Raw genomic sequence first — 23,327 nt, 5'->3', positions numbered from 1 at the left:
AATGCATCCGAACGGCGTTGGAGCAGGAGCAACTGATGAACGAGAACGTCGACATTCGCGTACCGGTCCTCATCGTGGGCGGCTCCCTGGTGGGCCTGTCCACATCACTCTTTCTCGGCCGGCTCGGGATCGAACACCTGCTGGTCGAGAAGCACCGGGCCACCTCGACACACCCGCGCGGCCGCGGCAACAACGTCCGCACGATGGAGGTGTTCCGCACGGCGGGCGCCGAGGAGGGCATCCGCCGGGCGGCCACCGTGCTCGCCGACAACCACGGCATCCTGCAAGCCGGTTCGCTGACCGGGGACGACCAGGAGTGGCTGTTCAAGGAGATCGACCCGGGCGGCGGCATCGCCCGCTTCAGCCCGACCGGCTGGTGCCTGTGCAGCCAGAACGACCTGGAGCCGGTGCTGCTGGAGCAGGCCCGCAGGCAGGGCGGTGATCTTCGGTTCTCGACCGAGATGCAGAGCTTCGACCAGGACCCCTCCGGGGTGCACGCGGCGCTGAAGAACCGGGAGACCGGCGAGCACATCAGTGTCCGCGCGGACTACCTCGTCGCGGCCGACGGGCCGCGCAGCCCCATCCGCGACCAGCTGCGCATCGGCCGGACGGGGCCCGGGGACCTCTTCCACAACGTCAGCATCACCTTCCGCTCGCTGCGTCTGGCCGATGTGCTGGGCGACCGGCGCTTCATCGTCTGCTACCTGACCAACCCCGACGCGGACGGTGCCCTGTTGCCGGTCGACAACAAGCGCGACTGGGTCTTCCACGCGCCGTGGAAGCCCGAACTCGGTGAAACCCTGGAGGACTTCACCGACGAACGGTGCGCCCGGCACATCCGGACGGCGGTGGGCGCGCCGCATCTGGACATCGAGATCACCGGAAAGGCGCCGTGGCACGCCGCCGAGCGGGTCGCCGAGCGGTACTCCTCCGGGCGGGTCTTCCTCGCCGGCGACTCGGCGCACGAGATGTCCCCCACCGGGGCGTTCGGCTCCAACACCGGCATCCAGGACGCGCACAACCTGGCGTGGAAGCTGGCGGCCGTCCTGAAGGGCGAGGCGGGTCCGGGGCTCCTGGACAGCTACGAGGCGGAGCGGCTGCCGGTGGCGCGGGCGACGAGCGCGCGGGCGTCGGCGCGCTCCGGCGAGCACAGCCACCCGGGGTACGAGGCGGCGCCGACGGCGGGCGGCGGCCGCAAGGGCGGCATGCTGAGCGTGGCGCTGGGCTACCGCTACACGCGGGGCGCGGTGCTGGGGGTCGACCCCGAGCAGCCGGTGGTCCCGCAGGGCGTGCGGTTGAACGGTGAACCAGGTAGTCGTGCTCCGCATCTGTGGGTCCGTCAGGGCGGGGAGCGCAAGTCCACGCTCGATCTGTACGAGCAGACACTGGTGCTGCTCACGGACGGTGAGGACACGGAGTGGCGCCGGGCGGCGGAACGGGTCGCGGCCCGGCTCACGGTACGGCTGCCCGCGTACGGCATCGGCCCGGGCTCCGATCTGGAGCCGGAGGGCGGCGCAGACTGGGCCGAGGCGCACGGGACGACGCGCGGGGGCGCGGTGCTGGTGCGTCCCGACGCCTTCGTGGCCTGGCGGTCGGCGGGCCCGGTGGCGGACGCCGAGCAGACCCTGTACGAGGTCCTCACCTCGCTGCTCGACCGCGCCTGACCCGCCCCCGCCGCCCGCCGTCGGCTCAGGACAGGCCGAACTCCTTCAGTGCCGCGAGGAAGGCACCGGGGCGTTCGGTGTGGATGAGATGACCGGCGTCGACGGTGCGGAACCGGCCGTCCGGTATCCGCCCCGCCAGCCAGACCAGCCGTTCCTGGTCGACATGGCTGGCGGGGCCGCCGCCGAGGACGAGGGTCGGGGCGGTGATCTCCCCGAGCCGGTCCCGCACGCCGGGGTCCGGTGCGTTCAGCTGGGCGTCGGTCGACGGGACCACGGGCCAGTCGTACGGCAGCTCCCCCTCGGGCCGTACGGCGGGGGCGCGCGGCGGGTCGAGCGGGAACGGCGGTGGCGCCTCCTCCAGGACGAGCCGCCCGATCAGCCCCGGCTCCCGCTGCGCGAGCAGAAGGGCGGCCGCACCGCCCATGGAGTGCCCGACGACGGTGGCCCCGGCCAGGTTGCGGGCCTCCAGGAAGGCGTGCAGATCGTCCCGGAACAGCTCGAAGGAGTAGCGCCCCGGCCAGTCGCTGAGCCCGTGCCCCCGGAAGTCGAAGGCGTACACCCGGTGCTCCGCCGCGAGGCTCTCGGCGATCCCGGTCCAGGTGCGGCTGTCGTCGCCCCGGCCGTGGACGAGCACGACGGGCGGCGCCGACGGCCTCCCCCACACCCGGTAGGCGAGCCGGGTCCCTCCGGCGTGCACACTGCGTACGTCGGGGTCGAGGAAGGCCTCCACCGTGCGGACGAAGGCGCCCGGGTCGTCCAGCCAGGGAAAGTGCGCCGCGCCGCGCTGGACGACGAACTCGGCGTCGGGGAAGAGGGCGACCAGTTCGGCGGCGCGGTCCGGGGTGGGGCCCGCGTCGTACTCCCCCGCGAGGACCAGGACCGGTACGGCGACCTCGCCCAGCGCGGCCCGGGTGGCGGGCGGGTCGAAGGCGCCGTCCGCGTAGAAGTGGGCGGCCGCGGCGGCATTGGTCAGCCCGGGCCCGGCGGCGGCGTGGGCGCGGGCGGCCTCGTCCCACCGCCCGTAGGCGAACGGGGCGACGGCGGCCCGGACCTCGTCGGGCGCGTCGCCCGCCAGGAAGTCGTCCAGGGCGGCCCGCGCCCGCGGGTACCAGGGCTCGTCGCGCCGCAGTTCGCTCGCCTCGTACCAGTCCTGTTCGGTGACCTCGATGCCCACCGCCACGGTGCCGGGCGTGACGAGCGTCAGGGTGCGCAGCCGCCCCGGATGGCGGGCCGCGTACAGGGCGGCGAGGTTGCCGGCGGCGGAGTGGGCCAGCAGGTCGACGCGCTCCTCGCCGAGGTGTTCGCGCAGCGCCTCGACGTCGTCGACCAGCCGGTCGCAGCGGTACGTCGACGGATCGTCCGGCACCGCGGAGTCCCCGGAGCCGCGCAGGTCCGGCACCACGAGCCGGCGGCGGGCGGCGAGCCCGCCGAGGTCTCCCAGGTACGCGCCCGCCCGCATCGGCCCGCCCGGCAGGCAGATCAGCGCCGCGCCCTCGCCCAGGAGGCGGTAGGAGAGTTCGGTCCCGTCATATGCGTGGAAGATCGGCATGCCCGCCATCCAAACAGGACCGGCCGGTCCGTGCGGCCCTGTTCGGTATGAGCGAAGTACCGGCCCCGATCGGTGTCTACGCGCCTCTTGCCATCCGGCGGACCGAACTGAATTACTGCTACCGAAAGATCGACCGAATGATCGGTCGTTGCTCGGAGGAGGGAGATCCCGATGGCGTCGCTGCTGGACGAGGCGGAACGACTGGGCCGGGACGAACTGGCGGCGCTCCAGCTGGAGCGGCTGCGGGCCACGCTGCGCCACGCGTACGAGAACGTCGGACACTACCGCGCCGCCTTCGACCGCGCCGGGCTGCGCCCGGAGGACTGCCGCACCCTCGCCGATCTCGCCCGTTTCCCCTTCACGACCAAGGCCGATCTGCGGGACAACTACCCCTTCGGGATGTTCGCCGTCCCCGAGGAGCGCGTCCGGCGCATCCATGCCTCCAGCGGCACCACGGGCCGCCCGACCGTCGTCGGCTACACCGACCGCGACCTGGACATCTGGGCCGATGTGGTGGCCCGCTCGATCCGGGCCGCCGGCGGGCGCCCCGGGATGAAGGTCCATGTGGCCTACGGGTACGGGCTGTTCACCGGCGGGCTCGGCGCGCACTACGGGGCGGAGCGGCTCGGCTGCACGGTCGTCCCGGCCTCCGGGGGGATGACCGCCCGCCAGGTCCAGCTGATCCAGGACTTCCGCCCCGAGATCATCATGGTGACCCCGTCGTACATGCTGACGCTGCTCGACGAGTTCGAGCGGCAGGGTGTCGATCCCCGGTCCACCTCGCTGCGGGTCGGGATCTTCGGTGCCGAGCCGTGGACGCAGGAGATGCGGCGCGAGATCGAGGAGCGGTTCGCGATCGACGCGGTCGACATCTACGGCCTCTCCGAGGTGATGGGCCCCGGGGTGGCGCAGGAGTGCGTCGAGACCAAGGACGGGCTGCACATCTGGGAGGACCACTTCTATCCCGAGGTGGTCGATCCGTTCACCGGCGAGGTGCTGCCCGAGGGCGAGGAGGGTGAACTGGTCCTCACCTCGCTCACCAAGGAGGCGATGCCGGTGATCCGCTACCGCACCCGGGACCTGACCCGGCTGCTGCCGGGCACCGCCCGGGTGTTCCGGCGGATGGAGAAGGTGACCGGGCGCAGCGACGACCTGGTGATCCTGCGCGGGGTGAACCTCTATCCGACGCAGATCGAGGAGATCGTGCTGCGTACGCCGGGGGTGTCGCCCCACTTCCAGCTGCGGCTGACCCGTGAGGGCCGCCTCGACGTACTGACCGTCCGGGCGGAGGCGCGGGCCCAGGCCGCTCCGGAGCAGCGGACGGCCGCCGCGGCGTCGATCGCGGCGGCCGTCAAGGACGGGATCGGGGTGTCGGTCGGGGTCGAGATCGTCGATCCGGAGACGCTGGAGCGGTCGGTCGGCAAGTTCCGCCGGATCGTGGACGAGCGCGGGGAGCGGTAGGGGGCGCCCGTTTCACCGGACCGACGGTTCAGCGGGGGGAGAAGGTGACCTCCTTGCCGTCCGCCGCGTAGTCGAAGGCGCCGGTGAAGCCCCAGTTCTTCCAGCCGCCGTCCCCCTTGTTGGTGATGGTGCCGCTGTCGAGGGCGAACACGTCGAATCCGTCCACCACCGCGAGGTGTTCGAGGCCGGACACCCCGGTGAAGGAGAGGTCGTCGAACGACTTCGCCACGATGATGTTCTTGCCGGGGAAGCCGCGGCCGTACTCGTCGATCAGCGAATGGGCGAGTTCGGCCCGGTCGCGGGGCACCTTTCCGGAGTAGTCGGTGCCGGGGTAGGGGCCGCCGCCCGTGTACTTCGGCGAGCCGTCGTCGAAGTTGACCGTGCCCGATCCGGTCGCGGTGGAGTCGGCGTTCAGGTCGGCGGGTTCCGGCTTGTCGAAGGCGACCTTCGAGCCGTCCCGGGTGAAGTCGCCGTAGAAGGCCCAGTTGGTGTAGCCGCCGTCGCCGTCGTTGCTGAACGTGCCCTTGTCGAAGACGTAGAGGTCGAACACGGCCCGGCCGGAGGCGATGTCGTCCCCGCTCTCGGTGTCGTGGTACTCGCTGGAGTTGAGCCGGTACCTGCCGTGGTGCACGAACGAGTCCGGTTTCTCGACCCAGTGCGATGCCTGTTCGGAGTGCATCGCGACCACGTTGTAGTCGGGGTAGCAGCGGCGCATGTCGTTCACCAGCATCCGTACCGCCTGCGTCGACCCCTCGTTGTCCAGCGGGGAGTACGTGTTGTAGTACCGGCTCCGGTCGGGCGGCTCCTGCCCCTCGACCTGGCAGCCCTCGTCGCCGGGTTTCCAGCCCTCCTTGCGCTTGGGGCGGGGCGGTTCCCGGAAGGTGACGGTGCGTCGGTCGTCGCTGACGTCGAAGTACCCCTGGAAGGCGCGGTTCTTCCAGCCGAGGTCGGCGCCGTCCGCCCAGGTGAACGTACCGGTCCTGAAGGCGTACACCCGGTACGTGGTACCGCTGATCTGCACCGTCTCGATCAGCGCCGTGCCGTCCATCTGCTGCAGATTGCCCTCGTGCGGCTGCGCGATGACGATGTTGTAGTCGGGGAGGCAGTAGGCGAGGTCTTCGAGCGCCAGCTTGACCCGCTTCTCCTTGTTCTTCTCGTTGTCGATCTTGTCGATGACGAGGTTGACCAGCCACGAGTACCCCCAGGCGGCGGCGTTGCCGAGGACGCCGCTGCCGGGGACGGAGACCGAGGACTGCGATTCCCGGGGCTCGAAGCACAGGTCGGGGAGCGCGTTCACCGTCTTGCCGGGGTCCTTTCCGGCGGCCTTCCTGACGAGCGGGGCACCGAGGTCACCGGCCCCGGTGCGAAGGGTGCCGGTTTCGCCGGGCTCTCCGGCTTGCGGCGGCCCGCCCTCACGTTTGACATCGTTGTCGTCGAGGCAGTCGCCGCCCCCTCCGCCCACGGCCACGCTGATGCGGCAGACCTGGGCGTGCGTGATGCGGGAGACGTCGCTCCCGATGGTCGCGGCGGTCACGGCGCCGATCACGGCGACGACGGTCCCCAGCAGGGCCAGGTACTCGATCGCCGTCTGCCCCGCGCTCGCGCGCATGTCCAGGCGTGTGCGGTCACTGCGTTTCACGCGTCACCTCGTCGTGGATCACTCGCGTCACCGGGGCCGTATGCCTGCCGGGACCAGAACCGTAGCGGCGGCACCGGGGCCCACGGGTAGGGTCCGGGGGCCCGCCCATGGACCCAGACCGCCGGGTCGGCTGCCGCCGCGATGCGCCTGTCCCGGGATCGGTTCAGGCGGGGTCGCCGTCGTACGCCGCCAGCGCGGCCTGCCGCAGTCCGAACAGGCGGCGCAGCCCCTCCTCGTCGAGCCGTCCGTCCGCCAGCACGACGACGGTCTCGCCCTCCAGGGCGGCCCACGCCGTCCGCGCCCGCTTGTGGGCCACCCGCCGGTCGTCGCTCCGCAGGAATCCGGCCCCTGCCGACAGCCCAGCGGACACCAGGGCCAGCAGCGCCGCGGGAACACGCGCGTCCGCCGTGGCCAGTCCCGCCGCACCGGACACGGCGGCGAGCAGGGCGGCGGGAAAGCCCAGGACGACATCGATGACCGCCCAGAGCCTGGCCCGCCGGTCGGCGAGCCGGATTCCCTTCCGCGCCTCGTCGCGCAGCCGCTGCGCCTCGGCGGACAACCGGACTCCGGGTTCCGACTCCCCCGGGGCCACTTCCCCCGTACCTTCTCCGCGCTCACTCATGCCCCCGATTCCAGCACAAGTCGCTTCGCACTCACGCGAGTTGGCGGACTTCGAGCCCGCTGCCCCACCCCCGGCGAATCCCGGTTGCCCGGGTTCGGACCGCGTGGCCACAATTCCCGGTGTGTCCGACACGACGTCAACGGGCCCCGCCCTGCGGCCCTATCCGAAGATCTCCGCCAAGCAGCGGCTCGGCCTGTCCGGGGTCCGCGAGTGGATCGCGGTGGAGAAGGTCCACGGGGCGCATTTCGCGGTGGTCTGCGACGGTGCCGGGACCCGCCCGGCGAAGCGGCGCGAGCCCCTGGGCGACGACGCGCTCGACGGCTTCTTCGGCGTCAGCAGGATCTGGCCGGAACTGTCGGTGGCCGCGGCCCGCTTCGCCTCCGCGACGCGCGCCGCGTGGGGCGGGGACGCGGTGGTGACGGTCTACGGGGAGCTCGCCGGCGGCCGCTACCCGCACCCGGACGTCCCCGCCGTCGCGGGGGTCGAACCGGTGCAGACCGGGGTCTGGTACGCGCCGACGCCGCGGTGGCTGCCGTTCGACGCCTCGGTCGAGACGGGCGGGGGCCGGTGGTGGCTCTCCGACCGGGAGCTGCGGCGGACCGCGGCCGACGCCGGACTCGTCTGCATACCCGTGGTCGGCCGGGGCGCGCTGAACCGACTCCAGGAGCTGCCCTGCGCCTTCCCCACCCGCGCCCCGACCCTGTTCGGCCTTCCCGAGCTGGCGGAGAACCTGGCCGAGGGGTACGTCCTCAAGCCCGCGGCCGAGTGGCCGGAGGCGGGCCCGGACGGTGCCGGGGCCCGCCCGGTGGTGAAGGTGAAGCAGAAGGCGTTCGCCGAGGATGCGCGCTTCGACGGCGCCCGGCCCTATCTGGTGCCGCCACAGGGCGCGGCGGGGGTTCCCGCCTGGCTCCTGGTCCAGGCGTCGTCACTGCTCACCCCCGCCCGGGCGGCCGCCGCGGTGAGCAAGCTCGGCCCCCGGACCTCCGTGGACGCGGTGGCGGAGGAGATCGCACGGGACGTCTCCGAGGAACTCTCCGAGGCCCTGGGCGGCTTGGAGGAGCCGCTCCTGCACGCCCTGGGGCGTGCCCTGGGACCGGGGGTCCGCGCCCTGGCCGCGTTCGACGCCGAGGACCGGTCCGCCGCCGGCCCCGGGCGGGCGTGACCGGGCACATCGCGTCCCGGCGCGCGGCGCCCCGATCAGCGGCCCTCGCGGCTCCGGGAACCGGGGCGCACACGGCCTCGGTGGGGCCCCGGACGCCGTACGGGGCGGCTTCGTCCCCGTCCGTCGCGTCCGACCTCCGCTCCTGGGAAGCGGGTCGCTCCGGCATCGGCCCGTGCCGCTCTCACCGTGCCTCCTCGGCGAACCGGTCGCGCAGTTCCCGCTTGAGGATCTTCCCGCTGGCGTTGCGCGGCAGTTCGTCCACGAAGCGGATCCGTTTCGGGGCCTTGAAGTGGGCGAGCCGCTCGCGGGCGTGGCCGATGAGTTCGTCGGCCGTCGCCTCGCCGCGCAGCACGACGACGGCGGTGACCGCCTCGATCCAGCGTTCGTCGGGCAGGCCGACGACAGCCGCCTCGGCGACCGCGGGGTGGGTGTAGAGGGCGTCCTCGACCTCCCGGGAGGCGACCAGGACGCCGCCGGAGTTGATGACGTCCTTCACCCGGTCGACGACGGTGAAGTAGCCGTCCGCGTCGCGCACCGCGAGGTCGCCGGAGTGGAACCAGCCGTCACGGAAGGCCGCCGCGGTCTCCTCGGGCTTGTCCCAGTAGCCGTCGCACAGCTGGGGCGAGCGGTAGACCACTTCGCCGGGGGTGCCGTCGGGCACCTCCCGGCCGTCCTCGCCGACGACCCGGGCCTCGACGAAGAGGACGGGGCGGCCGCAGGAGTCCATCCGGCCCTCGTGCTCGTCCGGTCCGAGGACGGTGGCGAGCGGGCCGATCTCGCTCTGCCCGAAGCAGTTGTAGAAGGCGAGCGCGGGCAGCCGTTCGCGGAGCCGCTCCAGGACCGGTACGGGCATGATCGACGCGCCGTAGTACGCCTTGCGCAGCCCGCCGAGGTCACGGGTGGTGAAGCCGGGGTGGCGGGAGATGCCGATCCAGACGGTCGGCGGGGCGAAGACGCTGTCCGCCCGCCCGGTCTCGACGAGTTCGAGGATCCGGTCCGCGTCGGGCGCGTCGAGGACGATGCTCTCCGCCCCGACGGCGAGGTACGGCATCAGGAAGACGTGCATCTGCGCGGAGTGGTAGAGCGGCAGGGCGTGCACGGGCCGGTCGGTGGCCTTGAGGTCGAGTGCGGTGATCGCGCTGACGTACTCGTGGACGAGGGCGCCGTGCGTCATCATCGCGCCCTTGGGCAGCGCGGTGGTGCCGGAGGTGTAGAGCAGCTGCACGAGGTCGCCCGCGGCCGGTCCGCGCTCCGGGGCGAAGGGGCGCGGTACGGCGGTGGCCGCCAGGAGGGAGTCGGGGGCGTCGCGCAGCGGGCGGACCGGGAAGGTGCCGGGGACCCGGCCGGTGAGGTCCGGGTCGGTGAGGACCAGGGTGCTGCCGGACTGTTCGAGGAGGTACGCGAGGTCGCCCCCGGTGAGGTTCTGGTTGACCGGTACGTGGACGAGCCCGGCGCGGGCGCAGCCGAGGAAGCCGATCAGGTAGGCGTCGGAGTTGTGCGCGTAGCAGGCGACCCGGTCGCCCGGGCGCAGTCCGTGCTCCTCGGTGAGGACGGCGGCCGCCGTGCTGACCGCCGCGTCGAGTGCGGCGTAGCTCCACGACCGGTCGGCGTACCGCAGTGCGGTCCGTTCCGGGGTGCGCCGGGCGCTGCGCGCCAGGACTCCGTCGACTGTGCTGCTCCGTACACCTGTCATGGCGTGATCCTGTGCGGCCGGAACCCGCTGGTCAAGGGTTCGGGACGGTCAGGGGCTGATCGCGAGGAAGACGAAGGCGGCGAAGATCGACAGATGGACGCCGCCCTGGAGCAGGGTGGCCCGTCCCGGGACGACGGTCAGCGCGCCGACCACCACGGTGAGGACGAGCAGCACCATGTGGGTGGCGCCGAGGCCGAGGTGGAGCGGGCCGTGGAGCCAGATCGAGGCGAGGGCGATGGCCGGGATGGTCAGGCCGATGCTGGCCATCGCCGAGCCGAGGGCGAGGTTGAGGCTGGTCTGGACGCGCTCGCGGCGGGCCGCCCGTACCGCCGCGAGGGTCTCCGGCAGCAGGACCAGCAGGGCGATGACGACGCCGACGACCGCCTGCGGCATGCCGGCCGCCTCCACCCCGGACTCGATGGTCGGGGAGACGGACTTGGCGTCGCCGACGACCGCGACGAGTGCGACCAGCAGCATCACCACGCTGAGGAGGGTGGCGCCCCGGCCGGGCAGTGGTGCGTGGTTCTCGTCCGGTTTCAGCGCGCCCTCCGGGGTGAGGGGCAGGAAGTACTCGCGGTGCCGGACGGTCTGGACGGCGACGAAGAGCCCGTACAGGAGGAGCGAGGCGACGGCGGCGAAGGTCAGTTGGGCGCTGGAGAACTCGGGGCCGGGTTTGCCGATGGTGAAGGTCGGCAGGACGAGGCTCAGCGTGGCCAGGGTGGCGACGGTGGCGAGGGCGGCCCCGGATCCCTCGGCGTTGAAGACGACGACGCGGGAGCGGACCGCTCCGACGAGCAGGGACAGTCCGACGATTCCGTTGCAGGTGATCATCACGGCGGCGAAGACGGTGTCGCGGGCCAGTGCGGTCGTCTTGGGGCCGCCGTCGGCCATCAGGGTGACGATGAGGGCCACTTCGATCACGGTGACGGCGACGGCCAGCACGAGCGAGCCGAACGGCTCCCCGACCCGGTGGGCGATGACCTCGGCGTGGTGCACGGCGGCCAGGACGGCACCGGCCAGGCAGAGCGCGACCACGACGACCGCGAACGTGGGCAGTTCCCGGCCCCAGCTGAACACCAGCGCGAGTGCGGCGAGAACCGGAACGGCCACCGTCCACTGGGTCGACAGTGCCCGGACCGTGGTGCGCGCGTTCATGGGCCTCACCCTGCCAGAGCCCCGGTACGGCCGCCGCCGGGCGGCGGCCGTCCGGCTCACACGGCCCGGGAGTGTCCCTCCCAGTAGGGGTCGCGCAGCCGCCGCTTGTAGAGCTTGCCGTTGGGGTCGCGGGGCAGGGTGTCGATGAAGTCGACGGTGCGGGGGCGTTTGTATCCGGCGAGCCGCTGTTCGCAGTGGAGCAGGATCGCCTCGGCGAGCTCCGGGCCGGCCCGGTGGCCCTCGGCCGGTTCGACGACGGCCTTGACCTCCTCGCCCCAGTCGGGGTGCGGGATGCCGAAGACCGCGACGTCGGCGACGGCGGGGTGGCCGAGGAGGACGCCCTCGATCTCGGCGGGGTAGATGTTGACGCCACCGGAGATGATCATGTCGATCTTGCGGTCACGGAGGAAGAGGTAGCCGTCCTCGTCGAGGAGGCCGAGGTCGCCGACGGTGAAGAAGTCGCCGATGCGGTTCTTCCGGGTCTTGGTCTCGTCCTTGTGGTAGCTGAAGCCGCCGGTGTTCATCTTCAGGTAGACGGTGCCGAGCTCGCCGGGCGGCAGCCGGTTGCCGTCGTCGTCGAAGACGGCGAGTTCGCTGATCGGCCAGGCCCGGCCGACCGTGCCCGGTTTCCTCAGCCAGTCGTCGGCGGTGGCGAAGGCGCCGCCGCCCTCGCTGGCCGCGTAGTACTCCTCGACGCACTTCCCCCACCAGTCGATCATGGCGCGTTTGACGTGGTCGGGGCAGGGCGCGGCGCCGTGGATGGCGTGCCGCATGGCGGTGACGTCGTAGCGCCGTTTCACGTCGTCGGGCAGGGCGAGCAGGCGGTGGAACTGGGTGGGGACCATGTGGGTGTGGGTGCAGCGGTGGGTGTCGATCAGCCGCAGCATCTCCTCGGGGGCCCAGCGGTCCATCAGCACCAGGGGGTGGCCGATGTGCAGGGAGGCGCCGGCGAACTGGAGCACGGCCGTGTGGTAGAGCGGCGAGCAGACCAGGTGGACGTTGTCGTCGAAGGGTTTGATGCCGAAGATGCCGAGGAAGCCGCCGAGGTGGCTCTCCTCGGGGAGGCGGCCGGAGAGCGGGCGGCGGATGCCGCGCGGGCGTCCGGTCGTGCCCGAGGTGTAGTTCATGACCCAGCCCAGGGTGCGGTCCTCCGGGGCGTCCTCGGGCTGTCCTTCGAGCAGTTCGGCGTACGGGCGGAAACCGTCGACGGTGCCCACGGCGTAGCGGTGGCTCGCGGGGAGTTTCGCCTCGTCGGCGGCGTCGGTCGCGGCCCGCGCGAACCGTTCGTGGGCGATGAGGACCTTGGCCCCGGAGTCGGCGACGATCCAGGCGATCTCGGGGCCGACGAAGTGGTGGTTGACGGGGACGAGGTAGAAGCCGGCCTGGGAGGCGGCGAGGTAGGCGGTGAAGAACTCGACGCCGTTGGGCAGGACGACCGCGAACGCGTCGCCGCGTTCCAGTCCGGCCGCGCGCAGTCCGTGGACCATGCGGTTGGCGGCGGCGTGCAGCCGGCCCGCCGTCCACGCCTCGCCGTCGGGGGCGATCAGTACGGTGCGGCCGGGGTCGGCGGTGGCCTGGGCCCAGAAGCCGTTGGGGGGCGGTGTCATGAGGCGCTCCGTCCGGCGATGCGGTCGATCCGGTCCACGGCGCGCTCGAAACCGCGGGTCAGGTCGTCGAAGACGGCCCGCACACTGCGTTCGCTGTTCATCCGGCCGACGATCTGGCCGACCGGGGTGCCGAGCAGGGCCCCGGTCTCGTACTTCTGGATCCGGGAGACGGCCTCGGCCACCAGCAGCCCCTGGAGCGGCATGGGCAGCGTTCCGGGACCCGCCGGGTCGTCCCAGGCGTCGGTCCATTCGGTACGGAGCTGGCGCGCGGGCTTGCCGGTCAGCGCGCGGGAGCGGACGGTGTCGCCGGAGCCCGCGTCGAGGAGTTTGCGGGTGAGCGCGCGGGAGTGGAGGTCGGCCTCCTCGGTGGTCAGCCAGAGGGAGCCGAGCCAGACGCCCTGGGCGCCGAGGGCGAGCCCGGCGGCGATCTGCTCCCCGCTGCCTATTCCTCCGGCGGCGAGGACGGGGAGCGGTCCGACCGCGTCGACGACCTCCGGGACCAGGACCATGGAGGCGATCTCACCGGTGTGGCCGCCCGCCTCGTACCCCTGGGCGACGACGATGTCGATGCCGGCGTCGGCGTGGCGGCGGGCGTGCTTGGCGCTTCCGGCGAGGGCGGCGACGAGGACGCCCCGGTCGTGGGCGCGCCCGACGACGTCGGCGGGCGGCGATCCGAGGGCGTTGGCGAGGAGTCTGATGGGGTAGTCGAAGGCGACGTCGAGCTGGTTGCGGGCGACCTCCTCCATCCAGCCGGTGATCCGCCAGCCGGACGCCTCGCCCTCGGGGAGTTCCGGTACGCCGTGCTTGGCGAGGGTGTCCTGGACGAACCGGCGGTGCCCTTCCGGGATCATCGCCTCGACGTCGGCCTCGGTGACCCCTTCGACCTTCTTCGCGGGCATGACGACGTCGAGCCCGTACGGCTTGCCGTCGGTGTGCTCCTGCATCCAGTCGAGATCGCGCGCCAGTTCGTCGGGGGCGGTGTAGCGGACCGCGCCGAGAACGCCGAAGCCACCGGCCCGGGTGATGGCCGCGGCCACCGCCGGGAACGGCGTGAAGCCGAAGATGGCGTGCTCGACTCCCAGTTTCTTGCTCAGCTCCGTCTCCATGGGCGGCAGGATGCCGCAGCCGGGCAGTCGAGGGAAGAGATTTTCTGATGCCCAGTCAGATTCTTTCCGGCGCACGGGGCCCCCGTGACGGCAGGGGTGACAGTAACCTCTGCGTCGGCAGGAAGTTTCAGTGGCGGGCGAGATGACGAAAGTTATTTTCGCGCAGCGGAAGGGGCTCCGGATGACCGAGGACGCGGCGGGCAGAGGCATCAGCCGGCGGAGGCTGGGCGGTGGGATGCTGGCCCTGGGCGGGGCGATCGCCCTGGCACCGGTCCCGTTCGCGGAGCGGGCGTCGGCCATGGAAGCGGAGACGGGATCGTCGGCTGTGCGCACAACGGAATCCGGGGGCGCCGCACCCGGGCAGGACCGCCCGACGCTGCGACGCGGGCCCGCCTCCCGCGCCGGGCTGCTCCAGGAGCCCCTGGACCAACTGGTGGCCGACGCCGAGAAGTTCCTCGCCGACTCCCCGAAGCATCCCTGGTACGCGGGGGCGGTACTGCTCGCCGGGCGTGGCGGAACGGTCGCCCTGCACCGGCCGATCGGCATGGCCGTGCGCTACACCGCGTACGACGAGACCACCGACACCGGGGTGGAGTTCCCGCCCGACCAGCAGATCGCGATGGCCGAGGACACCGTCTTCGACCTGGCCTCGGTCTCCAAGCTGTTCACCTCGATCCTGGCCGTGCAGCAGATCGAGCGCGGGAAGCTGGAGCTGGAGGCGAAGGTCGCCGCATACCTCCCCGATTTCGCGGGCGGCGGCAAGCAGGACATCACCATCCGCCAGCTGCTCACCCACACCTCGGGGTTCCGCTCCTGGATCCCGCTCTACAAGGCGCCGACCCGCGAGGGGAAGCTGCGCCTGCTGTGGGACGAGGTCCCGGCCAACCCGCCCGGCACGGTCTACCTCTACTCCGACCTCAACCTGATCTCGCTCCAGCTGGTCCTGGAGAAGATCACCGGCCGCGCCCAGGACGTCCTGCTCCGCGAGGAGATCACCGCCCCGCTCGGGATGCACCGCACCCGCTACAACCCGCCGGCCGCCTGGAAGCCGAAGATCGCCGCGACCGAGGACGCCCGCCAGCCCTGGTCCGGGCTGGACCGCGGACTGGTCTGGGGCGAGGTGCACGACGAGAACGCCCACAGCCTGGACGGGGTGGCGGGCCACGCCGGGGTCTTCTCCTGCGCCTGGGACCTGGCGATCCTCGCCCGTACGCTGCTCAACGGCGGGGTGTACGGGCGCTCCCGCATCCTCTCGGACGCCTCGGTGGACCTGCTCTTCACCGACTTCAACACGGCGTTCCCGGGCGATGCGCACGGCCTCGGCTTCGAGCTCTACCAGCACTGGTACATGGGCGCGATGGCCACTCCGCGCACCGCGGGCCACACCGGCTTCACCGGCACCAGTCTCGTCCTGGACCCGACGACCGACTCCTTCCTGATCGTCCTCGGCAACTCGGTGCACCCGGTGCGCAACTGGCGTTCCGGCAGCGCCCCGCGCGTCGCCACCGCCAACCGGATGGCCCGCGCCGTCCCGGTCCGCCCCGCGCACGGGCGCACGGCGTGGTTCTCCGGCATGGCGAGCGCCACCACCGCCACGCTCACCCTGCCCGCGCTGCGGCCCGCCTCCGCGCGGGCCCGGCTGCGCTCGGCCCTGTGGTGGGACACCGAGCCCGGCTCCGACTTCCTCTTCCTGGAGGCGTCGACGGACGCCGGGGCGACCTGGCAGCCCGTGCCGTTCACCACCGTCCCGGCCCCGGGGCGGCCCCGTCCGGAGCCGGAGGCCCATCCCGCCGGTTCGGTCGCGGGCTGGTCCGGCCGGGTCTGGCACGACCTGGAGGCCGACCTCACCGCCTGGCGCGGCACGGAGCTGCGCCTGCGCTGGCGGTACGCGACCGACCAGCTGTACGTCGGCCGCGGGGTGTACGTGGACGCGGTGCGCGTCGAGGACGACGGCCGCACGCTCTTCGACGACAGCCGCTCCCGCGACGCGTGCCGGGTGGAGGCCCGGGGGTGGACGGCCTCCGCCGACTGACGGCCCGCGGGCCGGGGATCCGCGTTCGGCGGGCGGCGGATCCCCGGGCTCACGGCCCTGCCCGGGTTCCGGCCGTCAACGTCGCGAGGACCCGCCGGTACGCCTGTCGCCGTCAGACGACGAGGGTCTCGTGGAGGGCGTCGAGACCGTCGGCGTAGATGCCGGTGAAGAGTGCGACGGCTTCGTCGTCGGTGACGCCGTCGGGGGCGAAGCGCCCGGACCACTGCACCTCGGCGGCGTCGTCCCGGCCGGGGACGGGGTGGACCCGGATGGTGGAGACGTAGCCGCTGACGGGGAAGGGCGCCCGGACGATGGCGTAGCTGTAGCGGCTCTCGGCCTCGTTGAAGTCCACGAGGCGCTCGACGATGGTCTCTCCCTCGGTGTTCCTCAGCCGGCGGACGCGGCCGCCCTCCGACGGGGTGCTCTCGGGGATGTAGGGGAGCCAGTCGGGCAGGGTGTCGAAGCCGCCGATGAGGCTCCACACCCTCTCGGGCGAGGCGGGGACGATGCGGGAGACGGAGGTGGAAGCCATGATCGCTTCTCCTGTTGCTGCGTGTGCGTGTGTGGGGGGTGGGCCGGGGCCGGGGGTCAGGCGCCGTTCGGGAGCGGGGCGGCCGGGCTGACCAGCCCGGCGGCACGCAGCTCCGTCCAGAACGCGTCCGGGATGACCTCGGCGAGGGCGGCGACGTCCTCGGCGATGCGGCTGGGCCGCGTGGCACCGGGTACGGCGGCGGCGGACACCGGGTGGGCGAGGGAGAACTGCAGCGCGGCGGCCTTGATGCCCACCCCGTGCTTCTCGGCCAGCGCCTTGATCCTGCCGACGCGCTCGACGATCTCCGGCGGGGCCTGCTGGTACTCGAAGTGGGTGCCTCCGGCGAGAACTCCGGAGCTGTAGGGGCCGCCGACGACCATGTCGACCCCCTGCTCCTGGGCCATGGGCAGCAGCCGCTGGAGGGCGTGCTCGTGGTCGAGGAGGGTGTAGCGGCCGGCGAGCAGGAAGCCGTCGGGCCGCGGCTCGTCGAGGGCGAGGGTCAGCTCGATGGGCTCGGTCTTGTTCACGCCCAGGCCCCACGCCTTGATGACGCCCTCGTCGCGCAGCCGGGACAGCACCCGGAACGCACCGGTACGGGCCTCCTCGAACTTCTGGATCCACGCGTCGCCGTGGAAGTCCTGGGCGATGTCGTGGACCCAGACGATGTCCAGGCGGTCGACGCCGAGGCGCTTCAGGCTGCCCTCGATGGAGCGCTCGGTGGCCTCGGCGGTCCACTCGTGGACGATCCGGTTCGGGTTGCCGTGCTCGAACAGGCCGCCCTTCTCCCCGAAGTCCGGGAGGTCCGTCTCGTGCTCGTCGAGGATGACCCGGCCGACCTTCGTCGACAGGATGTAGGAGTCACGGGGCTTGGTGGCGAGGACCCTGCCGAGGCGCTCCTCGGAGAGGCCGGCGCCGTAGAGGGGGGCGGTGTCGTAGTAGCGGATGCCGTGCTCCCAGGCGGCCTCGACGGTGGCGCGGGCCTCCTCTTCGGGAATCGCGCGGAACATGTTGCCGAGCGGGGCCGTACCGAAGCCGAGACGGCCGGGAAGGATTTCCTTGAGGGACATGACAGTGCCTTTGCGGGTGTGCGACCGGCACGCACATTAAGTTGCATGCGCGCTTTATTTGCAAGAACAATACTTGCAGACGCTTGCTAATGCAAGGTCGGCCGGGCTTCGCCCCGTGGCCGCCCGGCAGAATGGGTTCATGGACGTCCCGAGCACCGAGTGGATCACCGTCGCGGCCTACGAGAACCTGCCGGGCCGCCCTCCGCCGATGGCGGCCGTGCGCGCTTGACTGCGGGACCGCGGCATCGACTGGATGCCGTTCGACCCGGACGAGACGCGGTCCGGACTGGCCTGCGGCATCGGCCCGGACGGCCACTGGCACGGCTGGTTCGACGTCCGCGTCCGGGCCGACGCGCTGCGGCGGCTCGGCCTCCATCCCGACCAGCCCCTGTCCGGGGTCACCGGCGCCTCTCCGCCCGGCTGGTGGCATGCCGCGGCGGAACGCGGCCCCCACCGGCACCCCGGGCGGCCGCCGAGGGAGTGAGGCCGACCGCCCGGCGGGGCACCGCGCGAGGAACTCCAGCAGGTCGGCGTTGAACCGCTCCTCGTCGCCCGGGACCCTCGCGATGCCGTGCGAGCCGCCGTCGTAGACCTTCAAGGTCGCATCGGGGATGAGCGGATCCGGCCGGTGCCGTGGCGGCCCGCAATCCGGGCCCGCCCCGGGCCGGGCTCCTCCGCCCGGGTACGGTCCGCCCATGACCAGGACCACGCCGGACCGGCCGGTGCCGGTGGAGACCGTCTTCCCTGAACTGGCCGCGCACCGGGGCCGGACCACCCGGCTGCACCCGAGGCCCGGGAGTCCCGGCCCCCACGACAGCCATGTGGGTGGGCCGATGCTCTGGCCGGACGACGAGCCCTGGCCGGTCTGCCGCGAGCCGCACCGGCCCGAGTCCGAGGGGTACGCGCCGGACGGTATCCGCGCCGCCCGGGCCACGGGCTCCCAGCCACCGGCCCGGCCGTGGCCCGGCACCGCAACGCCCGGGGAGGACGGGCCGGTGCCCTTCACGGGGCTCGCCCAGCTCTTCCGCCGGGACGTCCCGGGGCTGGCCGCCGGACCGGACGGCGCGGACCTGGTCCAGCTCTTCCGCTGTTCCTTCGCCCATGGCCCGCACCTGGAGGTCCGCTACCGACTGCGGTGGCGGCGGGCCGCGGAGACCGGGCGCGCCGGGCGCCTCCTCACCGACCCGCCCGAAGCGCCCCTGCTGCGGTGGCCGGACGACCTTCCCGAACCGTGCGTCCTGCACCCCGAAGAGGTGGACACCTATCCGTGGGCGGAGGGCGACACCCTGCCCGCCCCGCTGCTCGCCCGTATCGACGCGCGGGACGACGCCCGGGCGGCGGAGCACGGCCCCGACGCCCTCAGCTACCAGGGTGACCTGTCGATCCCGCCCGGCTGGCGGGTCGGCGGCTTCCCCAGCTGGCCGTCGACGGGCCCGATGCCCGTCCCGTGTCCGTCCTGCGCCGCCCCGGCGCGGCTGCTGCTGACGGCCGACGGGATCGAGTGGGACGGCTCCTCGCTCAGCTGGATACCGGTCGAGGACCGCGCCCTCGTCCTGCGCGGGAACGCCCCGGCCCAGGAAGGCGCGGCGACGGCCCGGCCCACCCGGCTCCGCTTCGGCCGCGACCGCGACCTGCATGTCTTCGTCTGCCCGGCCGACCCCGGGCACCCGCCCCGGTGGGTGCTCTCCTGAGCCGTGCCCCGGCCCCGGAACCGCCCGGCGCCCTGCCGGAGAATGTCCCGATGACCTCCGCACCCCGGCACCGGACCCGCACCGAACGCATCGCCCCCGACCGGCTGACCGCCGCCGTGCACCGTATGACGGGGGTGCGGCTGGTGGTCGAGGGCCCCTGTCCGGGAGGGCAGGTGGGAGCCGCGTACGTCCGGTGGCCCGACGGGCACCGGTCCGTGCTGAAGTGGCGGCCCGGCGCCCGGCTCGACGAGCTGCGGGCGGGCCCGCTGGCGGTCTGCGCGGTGCTGCGCGAGCGGGGGTACCCCTGCCCCTCGACGGAGCTGGCGCTCCAGGTGGACGATGCGGTGGTGCTGGTCCAGGAGCTGCTGCCGGGCGCGCCGCCGGACGTACTGGACCACGACGGGCTGGACCGGGCGCTCGCCCTGAACGCCGCGCAGGCGGGGCTGCTCGCCGGGCGCACCGACGTCCTGCGGGTGCCCCTGTATCTGCGGGAGGACGGCCCCGGCTACTGCCTCCACGAGCCGCTGCGCCGACACAGGGCGCGCGGTGCGGCGCTGGAGGAGCGGATCCGGTCGGTCGGCGCCGCCCATTCCCCGGTGCTGGCCGGGGCCGACGTGGTGCACCTGGACTTCCACCACGGCAACCTGCTCGCCGTGGACGGCTCCGTCACCGGCGTCGTCGACTGGGACGGCGCCGGGCGCGGGGACCACCGCTTCGATCTGGTCACCCTCCGCTTCGGCCTGCACGCCGGGGAACACCCGCCGGGCGTCGTCCGCCGCCTCGACGAAATTCTGGACGCCCTGCCCGGGGACGTACTGCGCCCCTGCTGGGCCCACATGAGCCTGCGCATGACCGACTGGGCCGTCAGGCACTTCCCTCCGGAGCAGGTGGAACGCTGGCTGGAGCTGGCCGAACAACGCCTGTGACCCGGGGCGTTCGCGCCGGTTCACGATAGGTTCCCGCGATGACCTCCAACTGGCGGGACCACCGCATAGCCAGTGCCCTGCGGGGCGAGAACCCGGCCGTCGTACGCCGCCTGGACGCGGGGTTCGCCGCGATCGGGGACGTGCAGTTCCTGCCCGGGTACTCGGTGCTCCTCGTGGACGAGCCCGGGGTGCGCCGTCTCTCGGACCTCCCGAGGGCGAAGCGGCTGGCCTTCCTCTCCGACATGGACCGGCTCGGTGAGGCCGTCGAGCGCGCCTGCCTCCGTGCCGACCCCGCGTTCCGCCGGGTCAACCTGGAGATCCTCGGCAACACCGACGGCTTTCTGCACGCCCATGTGTGGCCCCGCTACGACTGGGAGCCCGCCGACCGGGTGTCCCTGCCGGTCTGGCTCTACCCGCGTGACCGCTGGACCGACGGCCGCTACGCCCTCGGCCCCCGGCACGACGCGCTGCGGGCGGCGCTCGGCGAGGAACTGGACCGGACCGGCACCTGCGGGAAGCGTGAGGCGTGACCGCACCGGCCACCGGGGCGGCGGCCGTCCCGACTCCGTTGCGGATTCCCGCCTTCCGGCGGTTCCTGCTCGCCAACCTCGTCTCCACCACCGGCTCCGCGATGGCCCCGCTCGCGCTGGCCTACGCGGTGATCGGGCAGGGCGGCGGGGCGGGCTCGCTCGGGACCGTCCTGGCCACGAACTCCGTACCGACCATCGTCTTCCTCCTCGCGGGCGGGGTGCTCGCGGACCGGTTCTCGCGCAGCCGGATCCTGTTCCTGGGCAATCTGCTGGCCGCGCTGGCGCAGGGGGCCCTCGCGGCGCTGGTGGCCACGGGCCATGCAACCACCGCCTCGATCGCCTCGTGCGGCTTCGTTTCGGGGGTCGCCGCGGCCTTCACCGCACCGGCCGCCGGGGGTGTGGTGGGCCAACTCGTCGCGGCCGAGCAGTTGTTGCGGGCCAACGCACTGGTCCGGCTCCCGAACAACGCCGTCAAGGTGCTGGGGCCGGTGGCCGCGGGGGTGATCGTCGCGGTGGGCGGCCCGGGGTGGGCCCTGTCGTGGGACGCGCTCAGCTTCCTGGTCGCGGCCCTGCTGCTGCTCGGGCTGCGGCTGGACGCGCCGGTCGCGGTGGCGGGAGGCGTGATCGCCGATCTGCGGGCGGGCTGGGCCGGGTTCCGGGGACGCGTCTGGCTGTGGACGTACACCGTCTCGGGCACGGTGGTGGTCGCCGCGTGGCTGGCCGGATTCCAGCTCCTGGGCCCGGTGGTCGCGGCCGAGCACTACGCGGGGGCGCGGTCCTGGGGGCTCGTCCAGGGGGCGTTCGCCTCCGGGCTGCTGGCCGGAACGGTGCTGTGTCTGCGCTGGAAGCCGGACCGGCTGCTGGCCGTCGCCGTGGTCGCGAGCGCCGGACTCTGCCTGCCGCCGACGGCGCTCGGGCTCGGGCTGCCGCTCCTCTGGGTGCTGCTCGGCGCGGTGCTCGCGGGCATCGGGCTGGATGTGGCCGTCGTCGCGTGGAACACCGCGCTCCAACAGCAGGTGCCCCGGGACGAACTGGGCCGGATGAGCGCGTTCAACGGGGTGGGCGAGCGGATCGCCATCCCCGTCGGCTATCTCGTCGTCGCCCTCTCCGCGCAGGTCTGGACCGGGCGGACCGTGCTCCTGGTCTGTTCCGGTGCCATCGTGGCGGCCACGCTCCTCAACCTCTGCGTCCGGGACGTGTACCGGGTCCATCGCCTCCGGGCCGATCAGTAGGACCGGTCGTCCGTGACATCCGACGGAAGGCGGGCGGGTCCGTCGCGCCGTCGCCGTCCGCAGGGCGGGAGGGGCGCCGGGCGGGTGGGCCGGCGGTGACCAGGTGGGCGAGGCGGCTGCCGTGGTCCGCGGACCGGGGACGAGGTCCTGTCCCCGGCGGCGAGGGGGTGCGTACCGGTCTCGCTCAGCGGTGAACGGGCCCCACTGGTCCAGCTGATGATCGCGGCGGGCGCGGCGGGCGCGGCGGGCCCGGCGGGCGCGGCGGGCGTCGTCGACCGTGTTGCGGGTGGGGCCGGGGGGCCGAGCCTTCGGCGGATGCCCACCCGTCCGGCCCGCGCACGGGCCGGCACGGTCGCGGTGGCCGGCACCGGTCCGCGGAAGCCGTGCCGCTACTCGGCCCCGCCCGCCGGTGCCGGGGCCGTCGACTCGCGGACCACCAGGCGGGGCCGGATGAGCAGGGAGCGGCCCGCCGCCGGGGCGGACTCGATGCGGGCGCGGAGCTGTTGGAAGGTCTCCGCCGCCATCTCCGGCAGCGGTTGGCGCACTGTGGTCAGCGGCGGCTCGAAGAGGTCGGCGAGGAGGATGTCGTCGAAGCCGACCACGGAGACGTCCTGCCCCGCGCTGCGGCCCGCGTCCTTGGCGCCCCGGCAGATCCCGATCGCGCACATGTCGTTGATCGCGACGAACGCGGTGGGCGGGCGCGGCCCGGACAGGAGCTCGCGGGCCGCGTTGCGGCCCAGCTCGGCGGCGTCCTTGTCGCCGAACTCGGTGGCGTCGGCGCCGGGCCAGACGATCGCGTCGGCCGGATCGAGGCCCGCCGACTCCAGGGCGGCCCGGAAGCCGCGCAGCCGTTCACGGCGGTTGACGCTGTTGACGGAGCCGGAGACGAACGCCAGGCGCCGGTGCCCCAGTTCGATCAGATGGCGGGTGGCGAGCTCGGCGCCCATCGCGTTGTCGACGCTGATCGAGGCGAGTGACGGCGGGTCGCCCGCCTGCGCGGTGCGGTCGAAGGCGACCATCTTCAGCCCCCGGCTGAGCAGGGGCGTCACATGGTCGATGGAGGGCAGCGAGGAGCACAGCACCACCCCGCTGACCCCGTCCGCGAGCAGCTCCTCGCCGTACTTCAGCTCGCGGGCCGGATCGCGCTCGCTGTTGCAGAGCAGGACGTGGTACCCCTCGGCGAGCGCGATGGCCTCCAGCTCGCGGGCGAGGGCGCCCCAGAACGGGTTGGCGACCGAGGGCACGATGAGGCCGATGACCTTGATGCGGCCGGTGCGCAGCATCCGGGCGGCGCGGTTGGGCCGGTAGCCGAGCTGCTCGATCACCTGCTCCACCCTGGCCAGCGTGGCCGCCTGCATCCGGTCCGTACGCCCGTTGAGGACGTTGGAGACCGTGCTCGCGGACACCCCCGCCGCTTGCGCGACCTGATGGATCGTTACCCCGCTCATGCCACCTCCGGTTCGACTACGCACGACCCTATCAGTGTATCGATTTACTGAACATGGTTTACCGCTACACCCGTTAATGCTCCAGAAAATTCATGGACACAAGCTGTTGACGCCCCTCTCACCGCCTTCTTAGCATCGCTGCATCGATTTACCAGCACTTCCCAGCCATGGCCGGGACTCCTTGCTGGATCGATCCACAGCCTCCACCTCA

19 protein-coding genes and 1 pseudogene are annotated in these 23,327 nt (G+C 72.9%); 9 read left to right on the top strand and 11 right to left on the bottom strand.

What is annotated here, in order from left to right:
• Nucleotides 1-35 precede the first annotated feature (35 nt).
• A complete protein-coding gene (locus tag ACF08W_RS16675; RefSeq protein WP_392279671.1) occupies nt 36-1,664 on the top strand; it encodes an FAD-dependent oxidoreductase in 1,629 nt (542 codons plus the stop codon).
• Nucleotides 1,665-1,689: 25 nt separating this feature from the next.
• Here the strand turns inward: ACF08W_RS16675 and ACF08W_RS16670 are convergent, their stop codons facing one another.
• Nucleotides 1,690-3,213, bottom strand: a complete 1,524-nt coding sequence (locus ACF08W_RS16670) for an alpha/beta fold hydrolase (RefSeq protein WP_392279670.1) — start codon at nt 3,211-3,213, stop codon at nt 1,690-1,692.
• Nucleotides 3,214-3,384: 171 nt separating this feature from the next.
• On the opposite strand from ACF08W_RS16670, the gene paaK reads away from it, so the two are divergent.
• Nucleotides 3,385-4,674: a phenylacetate--CoA ligase PaaK gene (paaK, locus tag ACF08W_RS16665; protein ID WP_392279669.1), complete on the top strand. Its 1,290-nt coding sequence runs from the start codon at nt 3,385-3,387 to the stop codon at nt 4,672-4,674.
• 28 nt (nt 4,675-4,702) lie between these two features.
• Here the strand turns inward: paaK and ACF08W_RS16660 are convergent, their stop codons facing one another.
• Complete coding sequence (locus ACF08W_RS16660) at nt 4,703-6,313, bottom strand: Flp family type IVb pilin (RefSeq protein ID WP_392279668.1); 1,611 nt, start codon at nt 6,311-6,313, stop codon at nt 4,703-4,705.
• 163 nt (nt 6,314-6,476) lie between these two features.
• Nucleotides 6,477-6,935, bottom strand: a complete 459-nt coding sequence (locus tag ACF08W_RS16655; protein WP_392279667.1) for a hypothetical protein — start codon at nt 6,933-6,935, stop codon at nt 6,477-6,479.
• Nucleotides 6,936-7,056: 121 nt separating this feature from the next.
• On the opposite strand from ACF08W_RS16655, the gene ACF08W_RS16650 reads away from it, so the two are divergent.
• Nucleotides 7,057-8,097, top strand: a complete 1,041-nt coding sequence (locus ACF08W_RS16650; RefSeq protein WP_392279666.1) for an RNA ligase family protein — start codon at nt 7,057-7,059, stop codon at nt 8,095-8,097.
• A gap of 181 nt (nt 8,098-8,278) precedes the next feature.
• Here the strand turns inward: ACF08W_RS16650 and ACF08W_RS16645 are convergent, their stop codons facing one another.
• Genes ACF08W_RS16645 through ACF08W_RS16630 form a run of 4 tightly spaced genes read right to left on the bottom strand, consistent with a single transcriptional unit; the run spans nt 8,279 to nt 13,658 of the window.
• Nucleotides 8,279-9,790, bottom strand: coding sequence for an acyl-CoA synthetase (locus ACF08W_RS16645; RefSeq protein ID WP_385212344.1), 1,512 nt, complete (start codon nt 9,788-9,790; stop codon nt 8,279-8,281).
• Nucleotides 9,791-9,838: 48 nt separating this feature from the next.
• Nucleotides 9,839-10,945: a calcium:proton antiporter gene (locus ACF08W_RS16640; protein ID WP_392279665.1), complete on the bottom strand. Its 1,107-nt coding sequence runs from the start codon at nt 10,943-10,945 to the stop codon at nt 9,839-9,841.
• Nucleotides 10,946-11,001: 56 nt separating this feature from the next.
• Nucleotides 11,002-12,552, bottom strand: a complete 1,551-nt coding sequence (locus tag ACF08W_RS16635; protein WP_392279664.1) for an acyl-CoA synthetase — start codon at nt 12,550-12,552, stop codon at nt 11,002-11,004.
• Nucleotides 12,549-13,658, bottom strand: coding sequence for a nitronate monooxygenase family protein (locus ACF08W_RS16630; RefSeq protein WP_352278809.1), 1,110 nt, complete (start codon nt 13,656-13,658; stop codon nt 12,549-12,551). Before ACF08W_RS16630 ends, ACF08W_RS16635 begins: the two co-directional genes overlap by 4 nt.
• Nucleotides 13,659-13,839: 181 nt before the next feature.
• Between ACF08W_RS16630 and ACF08W_RS16625 the strand changes: the two genes are divergently transcribed.
• Nucleotides 13,840-15,690 (top strand): serine hydrolase, encoded by a 1,851-nt coding sequence (locus ACF08W_RS16625; RefSeq protein WP_392279663.1) that lies wholly within the window; start codon nt 13,840-13,842, stop codon nt 15,688-15,690.
• Nucleotides 15,691-15,802: 112 nt separating this feature from the next.
• Here the strand turns inward: ACF08W_RS16625 and ACF08W_RS16620 are convergent, their stop codons facing one another.
• Nucleotides 15,803-16,222, bottom strand: a complete 420-nt coding sequence (locus ACF08W_RS16620; RefSeq protein WP_392279662.1) for an SRPBCC family protein — start codon at nt 16,220-16,222, stop codon at nt 15,803-15,805.
• 56 nt (nt 16,223-16,278) lie between these two features.
• Nucleotides 16,279-17,289, bottom strand: a complete 1,011-nt coding sequence (locus ACF08W_RS16615; protein ID WP_392279661.1) for an aldo/keto reductase — start codon at nt 17,287-17,289, stop codon at nt 16,279-16,281.
• Nucleotides 17,290-17,542: 253 nt separating this feature from the next.
• Between ACF08W_RS16615 and ACF08W_RS16610 the strand changes: the two genes are divergently transcribed.
• Nucleotides 17,543-17,773: a hypothetical protein gene (locus ACF08W_RS16610; RefSeq protein WP_392279660.1), complete on the top strand. Its 231-nt coding sequence runs from the start codon at nt 17,543-17,545 to the stop codon at nt 17,771-17,773.
• 27 nt (nt 17,774-17,800) lie between these two features.
• On the opposite strand, the pseudogene ACF08W_RS16605 reads toward ACF08W_RS16610, so the two are convergent.
• Nucleotides 17,801-17,905 (bottom strand): annotated as a pseudogene (locus tag ACF08W_RS16605) (alpha/beta hydrolase); the annotation flags it as partial.
• 79 nt (nt 17,906-17,984) lie between these two features.
• On the opposite strand from ACF08W_RS16605, the gene ACF08W_RS16600 reads away from it, so the two are divergent.
• The 4 genes from ACF08W_RS16600 to ACF08W_RS16585 are packed head-to-tail and all read left to right on the top strand — an operon-like array spanning nt 17,985 to nt 21,668.
• Nucleotides 17,985-18,980, top strand: a complete 996-nt coding sequence (locus ACF08W_RS16600; protein ID WP_392279659.1) for a hypothetical protein — start codon at nt 17,985-17,987, stop codon at nt 18,978-18,980.
• A 50-nt stretch (nt 18,981-19,030) separates the two neighbouring features.
• Nucleotides 19,031-19,906 (top strand): phosphotransferase, encoded by an 876-nt coding sequence (locus ACF08W_RS16595; protein WP_392279658.1) that lies wholly within the window; start codon nt 19,031-19,033, stop codon nt 19,904-19,906.
• A 38-nt stretch (nt 19,907-19,944) separates the two neighbouring features.
• Nucleotides 19,945-20,436, top strand: a complete 492-nt coding sequence (locus tag ACF08W_RS16590; RefSeq protein WP_392279657.1) for an HIT family protein — start codon at nt 19,945-19,947, stop codon at nt 20,434-20,436.
• On the top strand, nt 20,433-21,668 hold the full coding sequence (locus tag ACF08W_RS16585; RefSeq protein ID WP_392279656.1) for an MFS transporter: 1,236 nt from the start codon (nt 20,433-20,435) through the stop codon (nt 21,666-21,668). The genes ACF08W_RS16590 and ACF08W_RS16585 overlap by 4 nt, the downstream gene beginning before the upstream one ends.
• Nucleotides 21,669-22,057: 389 nt before the next feature.
• On the opposite strand, the gene ACF08W_RS16580 is transcribed toward ACF08W_RS16585, so the two are convergent.
• Nucleotides 22,058-23,116 (bottom strand): LacI family DNA-binding transcriptional regulator, encoded by a 1,059-nt coding sequence (locus ACF08W_RS16580; protein WP_392279655.1) that lies wholly within the window; start codon nt 23,114-23,116, stop codon nt 22,058-22,060.
• Nucleotides 23,117-23,327 lie beyond the last annotated feature (211 nt).

Source organism: Streptomyces sp. NPDC015144, assembly GCF_043079735.1.
Classification (GTDB): Bacteria; Actinomycetota; Actinomycetes; order Streptomycetales; family Streptomycetaceae; genus Streptomyces.
The sequence above is the reverse complement of the archived record's forward strand: the minus strand, read 5'-3'. Positions and strand labels throughout refer to the sequence as shown.